A 15,211-nucleotide genomic window follows, 5' to 3' on the forward strand; every position below is an offset into this window, starting at 1 on the left:
TGGGTTCTTGGGGATCAAAGTCGTGGGGATCAATCGTTGGTTTCGGTCTTCAGCGGCCGGGTCATCAGAGCCGTCACAGCCTGCCGGATGGTGATGGTGCCGTCCAGTATGGCAGCGACGGCAGCAATGATCGGCGCGTCGATGTTGCGCTCGGTGGCGATGCGGGCAGCGATCGCGGCCGTCGGCACGCCCTCGGCCAGCGGCAATCCGGCAAGCGGCTTGCCTTGCCCGAGCGCCAACCCATAGGCGAAATTGCGCGACTGGGTCGACGAGCAGGTCAGCAGCAGGTCGCCAAGGCCGGAAAGCCCCATCAAGGTCTCGGGCCTGGCGCCGAAGGCAGCGCCGATGCGGCGCAGTTCGACAAAGCCGCGCGTCACCATGGCGGCCTGGGCACTGGCGCCGAGACCGGCGCCAGTGACGGCACCTGCGGCAATGGCGAAGACGTTCTTCAGCGCGCCGCCGATTTCGACGCCGATCAGGTCGTCGCTCGAATAGCAGCGCAGGTTCTCGGCGGAAAAGCGGGCAGCGAGATCGGCAGCCAATGCCTCGTCGCGAGCGGCGACCACAACGGCCGTCGGCAGGCCGCGGGCGACATCGGTGGCGAAGCTTGGACCCGACAGAGCGGCGACCGGATTCTGCGGCAGGATCTCTTCGACGATTGCCGACAGCAAGGCGCCCGTGTCGCGCTCGATGCCCTTGGCGCAGAGAACAAGCGGGATGCCGGCCGGCATATGGGCTTTGGCGACCGCCAGCGTGGCCCGCAGCGCTTGCGCCGGGGTCACCGCCAGCACGCAATCGGCGCCGGTAAGGGCCACCTCGATGTCGCTCGTCGCCTCGATACCGGGCGCGATGGCAATGCCGGGCAGATAGCGCGGGTTCTCGCCCCGCCCGATCGAGGCGACGGTGTCCGGATCGCGCGCGAACAGCCGCACCGCATGACCGGCGCGCAGCATGGCCAGCGCCAGCGCGGTGCCCCAGGCGCCGCCGCCAAGCACGGTGACACACCAGCGGCTCTTGTCCAGACTGTTCATATCCTGGTCAGTCATGCCTTGGCTCCGCGCCGGCCGGAACCGACCATCGGTGTCGAGATGCTGTCCAGCGGCCAGCGCGAGCGCGGCACGAAATCGAAGCCGTTCTCCTGCGCCATGCCTTCGCGCAGCCGCTCGATGCCGGCCCAGGCGATCATCGCCGCATTGTCGGTGCAAAGCTTTAGCGGCGGCGCAATGAAGGTGAAGCCGGCCTCGGCACAGAGCCGCTCCAGCATCGCCTTGATCGTGCGGTTGGCGGCAACACCGCCGGCCACGACGAGTGCCGGGTTCCTGGTGGCGGGAAATGTCTGCCGAAAGCGCGTCAGCGCGCGGGAAACGCGGTCGGCCAGCGCATCGGCGACCGCCGCCTGGAAGGAGGCGCAGATGTCGGCGACGTCCTGTTCGCTCAAGGGTGCAATGGCGGTCGCCGCCTGACGCACAGCGGTCTTGAGGCCGGAGAAGGAGAAGTCGGGCTGGGCCGAGCCCTTCATCGGGCGCGGAAAGGCAAAGCGCGAGGCGTTGCCGGCCTGTGCCGCCTTCTCGACATTCGGTCCGCCGGGATAGGGCAGGCCGAGCATCTTGGCCGTCTTGTCGAAGGCTTCACCGAGCGCGTCATCGATGGTGGTTGCCCAGCGCTGATAGTCGCCGACGCCGCGCACGGCGAGGATCTGCGTATGACCGCCGGAAACCAGCAGAAGCAGATAGGGAAAATCCAGGCCGTCGGTCAGCCTTGCGGTCAAGGCATGGCCTTCGAGATGGTTGATGGCGATCAGCGGCTTGTTTGCCGCAGCGGCAATCGCCTTGGCCGTCATCAGCCCGACGATCAGCCCGCCGACCAGGCCGGGACCGGCGGTGGCGGCAATCGCGTCGATGTCGGCGAGCGCCACGCCCGAATCGGCAAGCGCCGCCTCGATGATGCCGTCCAGCGCCTCGACATGGGCGCGCGCCGCGATCTCCGGCACGACGCCGCCGAATGCGGCATGTTCCTCGATCTGGCTGAGCACGATGTTGGACAGGATTCTTGGCGCGGCGTCGCCGTCCTGCGCCACGACGCTGGCGGCGGTCTCGTCACAACTCGTCTCTATGCCCAGCACGCGGATCAATTCGTCGCTATCCCAAGAGATTGTCTGTCAGGCCATTCCCCGTTAGGAGAAAGCCCGGAAAGGCCTCGGTTATTTCAGCCGCATTTCTGCGACGCCAAGTGGTTCCACTTGGCTGCAAAATGCTCAGGCCGGGGGTTATCACGGACCGCGCGCCATGCAAACAATCTTGAGAATCGGAACACGCGGCAGCCCGCTGGCGCTGGCACAGGCGCAGGAAACGCAGGCGCGGCTGATGGCCGCGCATGGCATGCCGGCGGAGGCCTTCGAGATCGTCGTCATCTCGACCAGCGGCGACCGCATCCAGGACCGGCCGCTGTCGGAAGCCGGCGGCAAGGGCCTGTTCACCAAGGAGATCGAAGAGGCGCTGCTGGCGGGCCGGATCGACATCGCCGTGCATTCGTCGAAGGACATGCCGACGCAACTGCCCGACGGTCTCGAACTCTCGGCCTTCCTGCCGCGCGAGGACGCGCGCGATGCTTTTGTCGGCAAGGCAGCGAAGGCGATTGCCGATCTGCCGCACGGGGCGAAAATCGGCTCGTCGTCGCTGCGGCGGCAGGCGCTGATCCGCCGCATGCGGCCGGATCTCGACGTGGTGATGTTCCGCGGCAATGTGCAGACACGGCTGCGCAAGCTCGACGAAGGTGTCGCTGACGGCACGATCCTCGCCTATGCCGGGCTGAAGCGGCTCGGGCTCGAACATGTCGTCACCGACCTGATACCGCTCGACATCTTCCCGCCTGCGCCGGGGCAAGGCGCGATCGGCATCGAAACGCGCATCGGCGACCGCGATGTCGAAAAGATGCTGGCGGCAATCCATGATGTTGCGACCGGTCAGGCGCTGGCCTGCGAGCGCGCCTTCCTGGCGGCGCTCGACGGTTCCTGTCGCACGCCGATCGCCGGTTATGCGGCGATCGAGGCCGGGAAACTGTCGTTCGCAGGGCTGATCATATCGCCCGACGGCACGCTGTCGCACACAGTCCAGCTGCAGGGACCGGCGCAAGACGCCGCCCGTATCGGCGCCGAAGCAGCCAGGACGGTGAGGGACAAAGCCGGCGAAAAGTTCTTCGACGGCTGGCTCTGAAATGCTTCGCGTCCTGGTGACGAGACCGGAACCGGGTGCTTCGCGCACAGCGCGGCAGCTTCGAGAGGTAGGGTTTCAGCCGATTCTTCTGCCTCTGACCGAAACGGCGGCGCTGCCGGTCGATGGCGGATTGGTCCCGGACGCTGCCGTCGCCGTTGCCATCACCAGCGCCAATGCCGTGCGCCATGCGCCGGAAGAAGTCATCGCGGCGCTCGCCGCCTTGCCTTGCCATGCCGTCGGCAAAAGGACGGCGGAAGCCGCGCGCAAAGCGGGGTTCTTGTCGGTCAGCGAAGGCCCAGGTGATGCGGAGGCGCTGGCCGACAGCATCGCTGCCGCACTCTCCGCCAAGGCCATCGTTTATCTCTGTGGGCGGGTGCGCTTTCCGGCGTTCGAACAGAGGCTCAAGACGGCGGGCGTTCAGGTCCACGCCGTCGAGACATATGACACGCTCCAGGTAGGTTATTCAGACGAAGCCATCCTCGAGCGTCTGTCCGGCCAATCCGCAGATGCGGTGCTGCTTTATTCGGCCAAGGCGGCGGGCGCGATGCAGGTGCTGGCCAGGCGGCCTGGTCTGCAAGGGCTCTTTGAAAAAGCATGGTTTTTCGCGCTTTCCACGCGCATCGCGGCAGCCCTCGACGATGCCGCCGGCAAGGGGATCCGCATCGCCGCGCAGCCTGACGAGGAAGCGCTGCTGGCGCTTTTGCGAGGTGTGAGCTGAGCCGCGTCATCACACCGCCCCTTTTCACCGCTTGGTGATGTGCTAGACCCTTTCTGAACCATCACGCGCCGCAAGGCGTTGAGACGAAGCGAATTGTGCGGAGCCCAGGCATGGTCAAGACGCCGAAGATGCGACACTCGAAAAGCCGCCGCGAGCCGGTGACCATCGATCTGGAGCCGGGCGCCGTCTCACGCATCGCCGACGAGGATGCCGCCAAGACGCCGTCCAGCGTCGAAGAAGCGCCAGTGGAGGCCACGGAAACCTCTCAATCCGAAGTTCCCGACGAGCCGGTGCATGCCGACCAGACCGATCTCGAGCCCTGGGAGCATGCCGATGCCGCCGCAGGGTCAGCGGAGACGCAAGCGCCGGCAGATGCCGGAGCCAAAGCCGCCGAACCAGAGCTCCCTTATCCCGGTTCGGATGCGCCGCCCAACCGCGCCAAAGCCTTCGACTACAGTTTCGAGGATGCGTCGGCAAACCGCACCCAGACCGACAACAGCAAGGCCAAGACCGAGACACGGGACGACACAATGGCGCCGGCACCTCCCCCAGAAAAGCGTGGCGGCCGCAACGGTATCGCTGCCGGCATCATCGGCGGTGTCATCGCGCTGGTTGGCGCCGGCGGGCTGCAGTTTGCCGGCCTGCTCGGAACGCCGGGCTCGGGCGCCAGTGTCTCGCTCGATGGCGTCAACGGCGACATCGCTTCGCTGAAGACCGAAATCGCCGGCTTGAAGGACTCGGGCGGCAACAGCGATGCAGCTGCCAAGGTGGTCGGGCTGTCTTCGGGCCTGGAGCAGGTCAAGGCCGATGTCGCGGCGCTGAAATCAGCGATCGAGAAAGGTGGAGCAGGCGACACTGCCGGGCTCGCCGCACTGGGCGACAAGGTCGCGCAGATCGAAACGGCGGTCGCCGCGCTGGGCAAGGCCGGCAGCACGGCCCCGGTCGATCTCGGCCCGCTCAACGAAAAACTGGCTGGTCTCGACGCGCAGGTGAAGTCGGCCGGCGAGGCGGCGACGGCTCAGGATGGCCGGCTCACTAAGCTGGAGCAATCGGTGTCGCAGCTTTCCGGCAAGGTCGAGGCGGCGGCCGGACAGCCGAAGATCGCGCTCGCTATCGCTGCCTCGGCATTGAAGGCGGCGCTTGAGCGCGGTGCGCCGTTCTCTGCCGAACTCGAAACCTTCGCCGCGATTTCGCCGGACGCGCCGCAGCTTGCGACCTTGCGCACCTATGCCGAAAAGGGCGTTCCGGCCCGCGCCGAGATCGCCTTGCAAGCGGATGCCGCAGCCAATGCCATGGTCACTGCGGCGACGCCTGTCGATGAGAATGCCGGCTTCCTGCAGAACCTTTTGTCGAGTGCCGAATCGCTGGTCAAGGTCAGGCCGATTGGCGCCGTCGAGGGCGCCGGTGCGCCGGAAACCGTCGCGCGCATGGAGGCGGCGGTCAACCAGGGCGACTACGCCAAGGCGCTCAGTGAATACGACACGCTTCCCGAAGCCGCCAAGGCTGCCGGCGCCGACTTTGCCGGCAAACTGAAGGCACGCATCGAGGTCGAAACCCAGGTCGACGCGCTGATCTCCGGCGCGATGAAGGCATGAGGGCAACACAATGATCCGGCTGCTCGCCTTCCTCATCGTCGTCTTCGCACTCGGGCTGGGCTTTGCCTGGCTGGCCGACCGGCCGGGCGACATGGTCGTCACCTTCAGCGGCTATCAATACCAGGTCAGCCTGATGGTGGCGGCGGTTGCTGTCGTCGCCGTGGTCGCCGCGGTGATGATCCTGTGGTGGCTGCTCAAGTCGTTGTGGAACAGTCCCTACACCATCTCGCGCTATTTCCGTGTCCGCCGTCGCGACCGCGGCTATCAGGCGCTGTCGACCGGCATGATCGCCGCCGGCGCCGGTGACGGCGCGCTGGCCCGCAAGAAGACCAAGGAAGCCGCCAAGCTTATCCGCTCCGACCAGGAGCCACTGATCCATCTGCTCGAGGCGCAGGCGTCGCTGCTCGAAGGCGATCATGAAGGCGCGCGGCAGAAATTCGAAAGCATGCTCGACGATCCCGAAATGCGGTTGCTCGGCCTGCGCGGGCTCTATCTCGAAGCCGAACGGCTCGGCGACCGCAACGCCGCCAGGCACTATGCCGGCCGTGCTGCCGCTGTGGCGCCGCAGCTGGCCTGGGCGGCCGAATCGACGCTGGAAGAGCTGACGGCACGCGGCGATTGGGACGGCGCCTTGAAACTGGTCGACGCGCAGAAGTCGACACGGCAGATCGAACGCGATGCCGCCACCCGCCGCCGCGCCGTGCTGCTGACCGCCAAGGCGCAGGCGCTTGCCGACAGCGATCCCGCCGCTGCCAGAACCGCGGCGATCGAGGCCAACCGGCTGCGGCCGGACTTCGCGCCCGCCGCCGTTGCCGCCGCCGCGGCACTGTTCAAGCAGAACGATGTGCGCAAGGGCTCAAAGATCCTCGAGGCGGCGTGGAAGGCCGAGCCGCATCCGGAGGTCGCCGAACTCTATACCCATGCCAGGCCGGGCGACGCCGTGCTCGACCGCCTCAACCGGGCGAAGAAGCTGCAGGAGATGAAGAAGAACCACGCCGAATCGTCGATGACGGTGGCGCGCGCGGCGCTCGATGCGCAGGATTATTCGACCGCCCGCCGCGAGGCCGAGGCCGCGATCCGGATGGATCGCCGCGAGGGCGCCTATCTGCTGCTCGCCGATATCGAGGAGGCCGAGACCGGCGACCAGGGCAAGGTGCGGCAGCTTTTGTCGAGGGCGGTGCGGGCGCCGCGCGATCCGGCCTGGGTCGCCGACGGCGTGGTGTCCGAACGCTGGGCGCCGGTGTCACCGATTACCGGCCGGCTCGACGCCTTCGAATGGCGCGCGCCGATGGAGCGACTCGGTCAGTTGATCGACAGCCATGAGGATGCATCAGCCAGCGCGGCGCCGGCCATTGAGGCACTGGCAAAGCCGACGAGCGAAAAAAAGCCGGCCGAGGTGATCGATGACGCCGGTCAGGGCGAGGCGGCGGGCAAGGACGCCGAGCGCCACGAGGATCATGTCAGGCCGATCACGGCGGCGGCCTTCGCCGCGGTGCCGACCGATGCCGAGGCCGTCGATCCGGCCGAGGAGCTTGCGCGGCTGCCGGACGATCCCGGCGTCGATCCGGACGAGGAAGCGGAAAAGTCGCCGCGCCGGTTTCGGCTGTTTTGAACTGGGCCGGCCGTTGGGCCGTTGGGGAATGGGTCTATGTTTGAACGCGTTCTGTCGTTTCTCAGGGATTTGCCGGCCGCCGCCGGCACGCATGCCAGCACGGACGATCCGCGCATCGCGGCCTCGGCGCTCCTTTACCATGTGATGAATGCCGATGGCGTGCGCCAGGATGTCGAGTGGGAACGGTTCAAGGCGGTGCTGTCGGAGAGCTACTCGATCAGCGGCGCCGAACTCGAAGCGCTCGCCGCCGCCGGCGAGCGGGCCGACAATGAGGCGATCGATCTCTATGCCTTCACCAGCGTCTTGAAGCGCCATCTCGATGCCGATGCGCGCAAGGCTTTCATCGGCCTGATGTGGGAGATCGTCTATGCCGATGGCGAGCTGCACGAGCTGGAGGACAACACCGTCTGGCGCGTCGCCGAGCTGATCGGCGTCGACCGCCGCGACCGCGTCGAGGCGCGCCGCAAGGCGGCGGCGCACGCGCCTGGCGCCACCGGAACATCGAGCGACGAATAGACGGGATTTCGCCTGCCCATGCCGCGCCAAACGAGTTCGAAGCCCAAAATCCTGATCGTGCTGCATCAGGAGAATTCGAGCCCCGGACGCGTCGGCCACATGCTGCTGGAGGAGGGTTTCGAGCTCGACATCCGCCGGCCGCCGCTGGGCGACAGCTTGCCGGAAACGCTGGATGGCCATGCTGGCACGGTGGTGTTCGGTGGGCCGATGAGCGCCAATGACGAGGACGAGTTCGTCCGCCGCGAGACCAACTGGCTGGAAATACCGCTCAAGGAGAACCGGCCGTTCCTCGGCATCTGCCTTGGCGCGCAGATGCTGGCCAATCATCTCGGCGGCAAGGTCGAGGGTCATGGCGAAGGGCTGGTCGAGATCGGCTGGTACAAGCTGAAAGCGACCGAAGCCGGCAAGCAGCTGATGCACTGGCCTGAGATGGTCTACCAGTTCCACCGCGAGGGCTTTTCGCTGCCCAGGGACGCGACGCTGCTGGCGACGGCCGAGACCTATCCCAACCAGGCCTTCCGCTATGGCGACAATGCCTGGGGCATCCAATTCCATGGCGAGCTGACCAGGGTGATGATGCAGCGCTGGGTGGTGCGCGGCGCGCATCGCTTCGAGTTGCCCGGCGCGCAGCCCGGCCGCGATCATCTCGGCGGCCGGTTGATCTGGGACATGCACCTCAAGCGCTGGCTGGACGAGTTTTTGCGGGTGATTTTCGGCAAGCCAAGCAATGGCTAAGGTTCGAGCACCGGCCGCAGGAAGCTGCGCTCATAGCTGAGAATGCTGCGATTGCGCTTTTCCATTTCAAACACGTCCTGGCATTCCTGGTCGGCAGCCATGCGCTTGCGATAGTCCTCGTAGTCGGCGAGGCTCGGGAAGCTGAACATGGCATAAGCGATATTGTTCGCTCCTTCGCTCGGAAGGAAATAGCCATGATGGTTTCCGCCGAGGCGATTGACCAGACCTATCCAGCGACGGCCATAGTCTTCAAACTCGGCAAGCTTGTACGGGTCGATGACGTATTTCAGATAACAGGTGATCATGGGAGTTCCTGTGACGGGTGATGTATCTTGCTGACCGTGAGCGAACGTCAATTCCGCCCGTTGAGATGGCGCACCTTGCGCAATTGCGGGAACAGATAGGCCCACAGGCCCACAACCGCGATGGCGCCGATGCCGCCGACCACCACCGCCGGCACCGTGCCGATGAGCGCCGCCATCGTGCCCGCACGGAATTCGCCGAGCTCGTTGGAGGCGCCGACGAAGACCTGGTTGACGGCGTTGACGCGGCCGCGCACCGCGTCCGGCGTCCACAACTGGATCAGCGTTTCCCTGATATAGACGCTGAACATGTCGGTGGCGCCCAGCAGCGCCAATGCGACGATCGACAGCCAGGTGATGGTCGACAGGCCGAACAGCACGGTGAAGGCACCGAACGACGCGGCGGCGCCGAGCATGACCAGTCCCGCGTGGTTGCGGATCGGATGGCCGGCCAGCCAGATGGCGACCCAGATGGAGCCGGCAGCAGGCGCCGAGCGCAGCAGGCCAAGTCCCCACGGGCCGAGATGGAGAATATCGCGCGCGTAGACCGGCAGCAGCGCCGAGGCGCCGGACAGGAGCACGGCGAACAGATCGAGCGAGATGGCGCCCAGCACGATCTTCTCGCTCCAGATATAGCTGAACCCGCCGAACAGGTGCTCCATCGTCGGTTTTTCCGTCTCGGTGCGCTGCGACGGCTTCGGGATGGTGAAGATCAGCAGCCCGGACACAAGCATCAGGACAGCGGCGGTGCCGTAGGCCACTTCCGGCGACACGCCGTAGAGCAGGCCGCCGGCGACCGGACCGACGATGGTCGCCGTCTGCCAGGCCGATGAATTCCAGGCGATGGCGTTGGCGAAATCCTCCGATGGCACCAGATTGGCGAACAGCGAGGCGGAGGCCGGGCCGAAGAAGGCGCGGGCGACGCCGAAGATGGCGAGCACGGCGAAGATCGGCAGCGGCCCGCTGATGCCGCGCAGCGTCAGGAGCAGCAGCGCCAGCGCGCAGATCGCTTCCAGCACCACCGCCAGCGCCATGATCAGGCGGCGGCCGAAGCGGTCGGCGACGACGCCGGTAACCAGCACCAGCAGCAGCGACGGCAGGAACTGGACGATGCCGACCAGGCCGAGATCGAGCGGATCGCGGGTCAGGTCGTACATCTGCCAGCCGACCGCGACGGACACGATCATGGTGGCGAATGTGGTGAGGAAGCGCGCCGCCCAATAGCTCAGGAAGGAGCGGTGGCGGAACGCGGCATAGCGCTGGTCCGGCGATATCTGTTCGGCTGTCATGAATTTAAGGGCCCCGTTGCGATGGCATCAGCTGGCGGGGCACTTCCACGATGGGCGCTGGTCCGGCTGGCGGAACTTTTAGCTCAGTTCGCCGCGGATATGCGTCAAAATCAGTGCTGGATCAAGGAATTTTGAACCTGCTCCATCGACCGCACGGGGTAGTTACTGCCGCAACGCGGCCGAGATGGCGTCGAGGCCGCCGCTCAATTCGGCTTCCGTCGGCCAGCCAAAACCGACGCGGAAGAAGCGCTTCTCCATTTCGAACCAGTGGCCGGGTCCGACATAGGTGCCGTGGCTCTCCAGCAGGTTCACATAGAACCGGTCGAGGTCGAAGCCGGGATCGACATTCAGGCGGGGGAACCCGACGACGCCGCCTTCGGGCCGCACCCAGTCGACCAGTGGCTCGCGGTCGATCCAGGCCTGGACGATGTCGCGGCGCTTGGCCATTTCGGGCAGCAGCGCCGCCAGGAAGGCGTCCCGGCGCTCAAGCATGCCGCGCGCGATGCCTTCGTCGATGACGCTGCCGCAGATGCCGATCTGCTCCTTGGCGGCGAGGAATTTCTCCTGAAGTTCCGCATCCCTGGTGATCAGCCAGCCGATGCGGATGCCGGGAATGCCGAAGGCCTTGGACAGCGACGAGACGCTGATCGCCTTCGGGCTGAGCGATGCCGCCGACGGCAGGCGACGGCCGTAGGAGAGGTCGCGGTAGGTCTCGTCGACCAGCAGATGGCAGTTGGTGCTTTCCGCGAGCGCCACCAGCGCATCGAGCTCGGTTCGGCTCATCATCGTGCCGGTCGGGTTGTGCGGGCAGGTGACGCTGATCAGTTTCGTGTTCGGCTGTATCGCCGCCTTGACGCGTTCGACATCGACGGCGAAGCCTTCCTCGAAGGCCAGGTCGACAAAGCTGATGGCGCAGCCGATCGCCCTTGGGGTTTCGATGTTGGTGGCGTAGTTGGGCCGGATAACGACGAGATGGTCGTTCGCCGACAAGAGCGAGGTCGAGATGATGAACAACGCGCCGGCGGCACCGGCGGTGACCAGGACATCATCTGACGAAATGCCGGCATCCTGCGCCGATATCAGCGCGCGCAACGCCTTGTCGCCGCGATGCTCGCCGTAGAATAGCGTGAGATCAGGCAGTGACAGGCCGATGTCGGAGAGTTTTTGGTCGGCGATCGAACTTTCGGAGAGATTGTAGCGGATACGGTCGTAGCCGTACTCCTCCGGTGCCTCTTTCTCGATCACCATCCTGGTGTAGTTCATGGCTTCCCCCTAGAGACCTTGTCGGACCCATCCAAGCCATAAAAACATGAAGCCTGCCAAGGCGGATTCGCCGGCAGGCTCCAATCAATTTATTGGCTCAGGGCCGAATTGCTTCAGGCCGAAACCTTGGCCTTCCTGCCCTTGGCAGGTGCCTTCACGGGGGCGGCCTTGCGGCCGAGACCGATCGACTTCGCCAGCAGCGAACGCGAGGCCGCGTAGTTGGGGGCGACCATCGGATAGTCCGACGGCAAGCCCCACTTGGTGCGATAGGCGTCCGGCGTCAGGTTGAAATGCACGCCGATGTGACGCTTCAGCGATTTGAACTTCTTGCCGTCCTCGAGGCAGATGATGAAATCGGGCGTCACCGACTTCTTGGGATTGACCGCCGGGACCAGGGGGGCAGCCACCGGAACCACCGGCTTGCCGAGCCCGCTTATCGAGGCGCTGACGCTGGCGATAAGATCGGCCAGGCCGGAGGCGGGCAAGCGGTTCTTCTCGACGTAAGCGGATACGATGTGAGCGGTCAGCTCAAGCAGGTCGATGTCTTTATGGGCACTGTTGCTATCGTCGGTCACTCTATTTCTCCGTCTACAGCGAATGACCTGAAAATCGGATTCGACTTCCGGAAAGGATCATGCGCGAAATCAAAAATGCTATGGCGTCCTTCGTGCATCCACGGGACGAATGGCGTTGTTCTGGCGCGGAATTCCTAGTCGGCAAATCTGCCTAATGCAATGACTTGGTGTCATATCACACGTTATTTTGAACAACTATATTAAACAATAACAGTATCAAACTATCAGCGCCTTGTCGCGCCACAAACGAAATCCGCCTTCGAAGGCGCGTGTGTTGTCGCCGCGCCTGGAGTCGGCGGGCAATTCATCGAGCTTGTCGACATTGCCGCCGCCAATGACGACATAGTCAGGCCGCAGGGCGGCGCGAAGCCGGTCGACAACGTCGAAAACATATTTGCGCCATTTCTTCTTGCCGCGCTTTTCGAGGCCGCGCTCGCCGACATAATCCTCGAAGCTCTTGCCCTTCTTGTAGGGCAGGTGCGCAAGTTCCATTGGCTGGGCGACGTTGTCGGCAATCATCGCCGCACCGAGACCAGTGCCGAGCCCGAGGAAAAGCATGCGCCCGCCCTCATAGCTGCCGATGGCCTGCATCAGCGCGTCATTGACCACCTTCACCGGTTTGCCGAACGCACCCGCGAAGTCGAATCCAGCCCAACCCTTGCCGAGATTGGCGGGGTCGGTCAGTGGCCTGTTGTGGTTGACAGGGCCAGGATAGCCCATCGAGACGACATCGTAGGACAGGCCCTCGGCGAGCTTCTTCACCGCATCGATCATCTGCTGCGGCGTCAGGCCCGGTCCGGAGTCGGTGCGGCGCTCCTCGCCGCCGGCGCTGGTGAGGATCTTGACATGCGAGCCGCCAATATCGATCGAAAGCACGATCTTCTCAGGTCCCGATTTCTCAGAGCCCGATGCCGGTTGTTTCACCGCCTTGGCCATCGTGTCCCCTCTCATTTCACCGGATCAATCCAGCCATTGGGCGGTCCGAATCCGGCCATGACATCAGCAGGCCCCCATGTTCCCGGCTCGTAGAGGTGCGGCGGCGTGGTGTCGCCAAGCACCGGGCCGACGATGCGCCAGGCCAGTTCGCTGGCGTCCTGGCGGGTGAACAGCTGGCCGTTGCCGTTCATGGCATCGCCGATCAGCCGCTCATAGGGCGGCATGTCGCCCTTGCTGTCGTCGAGCGCCGTCAGCTCGACCTGCTCGCCGATCATGTCGTCGCCCGGCGCCTTGCGCTGGGCGCCGATGGCGATCACCACCTGTGGGTCGATGCGGAAGCGGACGTAGTTCTGGTCGGCGGGCTTGATCGGGTCGAAGACGTCGAGCGGCGGCCGCTTCAGCCGCACCACCACCTCGGTGACATGCACCGGCATGTTCTTGCCGGCGCGGATGAAGAATGGCACGTCCTGCCAGCGCCAGGTGTCGACGAAGAAACGCACCGCCGCGAAGGTCTCGACCGGCGAGTTCGGGGCCACGCCAGGTTCGGCGAGATAGCCGGTGAACTGGCCACGCACGACATCATTCCTGGTCAGCGTTCTGATCGCGCGCAGCACCTGGACCTTCTCGTCGATCAGGTCGTCGGCGGAACGGCCGACAGGTGGCTCCATGGCAAGCAGCAGCAGGATGTTGAGCAGATGGTTTTCGATGACGTCGCGGATGCAGCCGACGTCGTCATAGAAGCGGCCTCGCCCCTCGACGCCGAAATCCTCGGCCATGGTGATCTGCACGCTCTCGACGAAATTGCGGTTCCAGATCGGCTCGAGGAAGGAGTTGGCGAAGCGGAAATAGAGCAGGTTCTGGATCGCTTCCTTGCCGAGATAGTGGTCGATGCGGAAGATCGACTGTTCGTCGAACACCAGGTGCAAGACCCGGTTGAGCCAGCGCGCGGATTGCAGGTCGTGGCCGAAGGGCTTTTCCACCATCAGGCGTGCGCCATGCGCGGTGCCCGACTGCTCCAGCCCCTGGACGACGGTCTCGAACATGGTCGGCGGCACCGCCATGTAGTGCAGCGGCCGCTGCGCGGTGCCGAGCGCGCTTTTCAGTTTCTCGAACGTCGCTCCGTCGCGGTAGTCGCCGCTGACATAGCGCAGCAGCGAGGCGAACTTGGCGAACACCTTTTCGTCGATCTTGCCCAGCGCATTGACGATGCCGTCGCGGGCGCGTGCCTGCAATTGCTTGAGGTCCCAGGCGTCGAAGGCGACGCCGATCACCGGTTCGGTGAGCGTGCCCTTGGCGACCATCTGGTAAAGCGCTGGAAATATCTTCTTGTGGGCGAGGTCGCCGGTCGCCCCGAAGAGCACCAGCGTGTCGGACCGTTCCGGGCTCATCAGCGTGTCTCCCCTGTCGCCGTCACTTGCCTGCCTTCGGCTTTTCGACATGGCCGCCGAAGGCATAGCGCATGGCGGACAGCAGCTTGTCGGCGAATTCGGATTCGCCTTGCGAGGAGAAGCGGTCGAACAGAGCCGAGGACAGAACCGGGGCCGGCACGCCGGTGTCGATCGCCGCCTTCAGCGTCCAGCGTCCTTCGCCGGAATCCGAGACGCGGCCGCCGAAATTGGCCAGGCCGGGATCGCTTTTCAATGCGCCGGCGGTCAGGTCGAGCAGCCAGGAGCCGATGACGCTGCCATGCCGCCAGACCTCGGCCACCTGGGGAAGGTCGATATCGAACTGGTAGTATTGTGGGTTTTCCAGCGGGCTGGTCTCGGCGTCCGCCGTCCGTTGCCGCTTGCCGGCATTGGCTGATTTCAGGATGTTCATGCCTTCGGCATAGGCGGCCATGACGCCATATTCGATGCCGTTGTGCACCATCTTGACGAAGTGGCCGGCGCCGCTCGGCCCGCAATGCAGATAGCCAAAGGGCGCGGTCCCGGCATCCTTGGGCGGATTGGAGCCGGCGTCGGCGCCCGGCGCCAGCGTGGCGAAGATCGAATCGAGGTGTTGCACCGCCACGTCGGGACCGCCGATCATCAGGCAGTAGCCACGCTCCAGGCCCCAGACACCGCCGCTGGTGCCGACATCGACAAGATGGATACCTTTGCCGGCCAGTTTCGCGGCCTGGTCGACGGCGTCGTGGTAGTAGGAATTGCCGCCGTCGATGACGATGTCGCCGGGCTCCATCAGGGCCGTCACCTGATCGATGATCCTGCCAGTGATGGCTGCCGGCAGCATCAGCCACACACAACGCGGCTTGGCGAGCTTGCCGACGAATTCTTCCATTGAAGCCGTCCCTAGCGCGCCGTCAGTCACCAAGGCCGCGACGCTGGCGGGATTGATGTCGTAGACGACGCATTCGTGGCCGTCGCGCATCAGGCGCCGGACCATGTTGGCGCCCATCCGGCCCAGTCCCATCATTCCGATTTGCATGGTTTCGTCCCTGTTTCCTGAAAGATTTACGGGG

General features: G+C 65.0%; 15 protein-coding genes. 6 read left to right on the forward strand and 9 right to left on the reverse strand.

All coding sequences use genetic code 11. The features are described from left to right. Positions 1-29 precede the first annotated feature (29 nt). Positions 30-1,046, reverse strand: a complete 1,017-nt coding sequence (locus tag ACZ89F_RS33545; RefSeq protein WP_476096531.1) for an NAD(P)H-dependent glycerol-3-phosphate dehydrogenase — start codon at positions 1,044-1,046, stop codon at positions 30-32. Then, positions 1,043-2,128, reverse strand: a complete 1,086-nt coding sequence (gene tsaD / locus ACZ89F_RS33550; protein ID WP_476097450.1) for a tRNA (adenosine(37)-N6)-threonylcarbamoyltransferase complex transferase subunit TsaD — start codon at positions 2,126-2,128, stop codon at positions 1,043-1,045. The genes ACZ89F_RS33545 and tsaD overlap by 4 nt, the downstream gene beginning before the upstream one ends. A 157-nt stretch (positions 2,129-2,285) precedes the next feature. Between tsaD and hemC the strand changes: the two genes are divergently transcribed. From hemC to ACZ89F_RS33580, 6 genes are all read left to right on the forward strand, one after another. Then, positions 2,286-3,212, forward strand: coding sequence for a hydroxymethylbilane synthase (gene hemC, locus ACZ89F_RS33555; protein WP_476096532.1), 927 nt, complete (start codon positions 2,286-2,288; stop codon positions 3,210-3,212). 1 nt (position 3,213) lies between these two features. Further along, entirely contained in the window at positions 3,214-3,930 is a 717-nt protein-coding gene (locus ACZ89F_RS33560; protein WP_476096533.1) for a uroporphyrinogen-III synthase, read from the forward strand. Between the two features lie 110 nt (positions 3,931-4,040). Then, the gene (locus ACZ89F_RS33565; RefSeq protein ID WP_476096534.1) at positions 4,041-5,525 is read left to right on the forward strand and encodes a COG4223 family protein; all 1,485 of its coding nucleotides are present in this window, start codon (positions 4,041-4,043) and stop codon (positions 5,523-5,525) included. Between the two features lie 10 nt (positions 5,526-5,535). Next, positions 5,536-7,137 carry a heme biosynthesis HemY N-terminal domain-containing protein gene (locus ACZ89F_RS33570; RefSeq protein WP_476096535.1) on the forward strand — a complete coding sequence of 534 codons (1,602 nt, stop codon included), beginning with the start codon at positions 5,536-5,538 and terminating at the stop codon, positions 7,135-7,137. A 36-nt stretch (positions 7,138-7,173) separates the two neighbouring features. After that, entirely contained in the window at positions 7,174-7,653 is a 480-nt protein-coding gene (locus ACZ89F_RS33575) for a tellurite resistance TerB family protein (protein WP_476096536.1), read from the forward strand. Between the two features lie 18 nt (positions 7,654-7,671). Beyond that, positions 7,672-8,388, forward strand: coding sequence for a glutamine amidotransferase (locus ACZ89F_RS33580; RefSeq protein WP_476096537.1), 717 nt, complete (start codon positions 7,672-7,674; stop codon positions 8,386-8,388). Here ACZ89F_RS33580 and ACZ89F_RS33585 read toward each other — a convergent pair. The 7 genes from ACZ89F_RS33585 to gnd form a co-directional block, all read right to left on the reverse strand. Beyond that, the gene (locus ACZ89F_RS33585) at positions 8,385-8,693 is read right to left on the reverse strand and encodes an NIPSNAP family protein (RefSeq protein ID WP_476096538.1); all 309 of its coding nucleotides are present in this window, start codon (positions 8,691-8,693) and stop codon (positions 8,385-8,387) included. The genes ACZ89F_RS33580 and ACZ89F_RS33585 overlap by 4 nt on opposite strands. 47 nt (positions 8,694-8,740) lie before the next feature. Then, positions 8,741-9,979: an MFS transporter gene (locus ACZ89F_RS33590; RefSeq protein ID WP_476096539.1), complete on the reverse strand. Its 1,239-nt coding sequence runs from the start codon at positions 9,977-9,979 to the stop codon at positions 8,741-8,743. 162 nt (positions 9,980-10,141) lie between these two features. Further along, a complete protein-coding gene (locus ACZ89F_RS33595; protein ID WP_476096540.1) occupies positions 10,142-11,242 on the reverse strand; it encodes an aminotransferase class I/II-fold pyridoxal phosphate-dependent enzyme in 1,101 nt (366 codons plus the stop codon). Positions 11,243-11,355: 113 nt separating this feature from the next. Beyond that, positions 11,356-11,817, reverse strand: coding sequence for a Ros/MucR family transcriptional regulator (locus ACZ89F_RS33600; protein WP_476096541.1), 462 nt, complete (start codon positions 11,815-11,817; stop codon positions 11,356-11,358). Positions 11,818-12,033: 216 nt separating this feature from the next. After that, positions 12,034-12,753, reverse strand: coding sequence for an ROK family protein (locus tag ACZ89F_RS33605; protein WP_476097451.1), 720 nt, complete (start codon positions 12,751-12,753; stop codon positions 12,034-12,036). Positions 12,754-12,764: 11 nt separating this feature from the next. Beyond that, entirely contained in the window at positions 12,765-14,141 is a 1,377-nt protein-coding gene (zwf, locus tag ACZ89F_RS33610) for a glucose-6-phosphate dehydrogenase (RefSeq protein WP_476096542.1), read from the reverse strand. Between the two features lie 22 nt (positions 14,142-14,163). Further along, a complete protein-coding gene (gnd, locus tag ACZ89F_RS33615; protein WP_476096543.1) occupies positions 14,164-15,177 on the reverse strand; it encodes a phosphogluconate dehydrogenase (NAD(+)-dependent, decarboxylating) in 1,014 nt (337 codons plus the stop codon). Positions 15,178-15,211 lie beyond the last annotated feature (34 nt).

This window comes from Mesorhizobium sp. USDA 3734 (assembly GCF_056279665.1).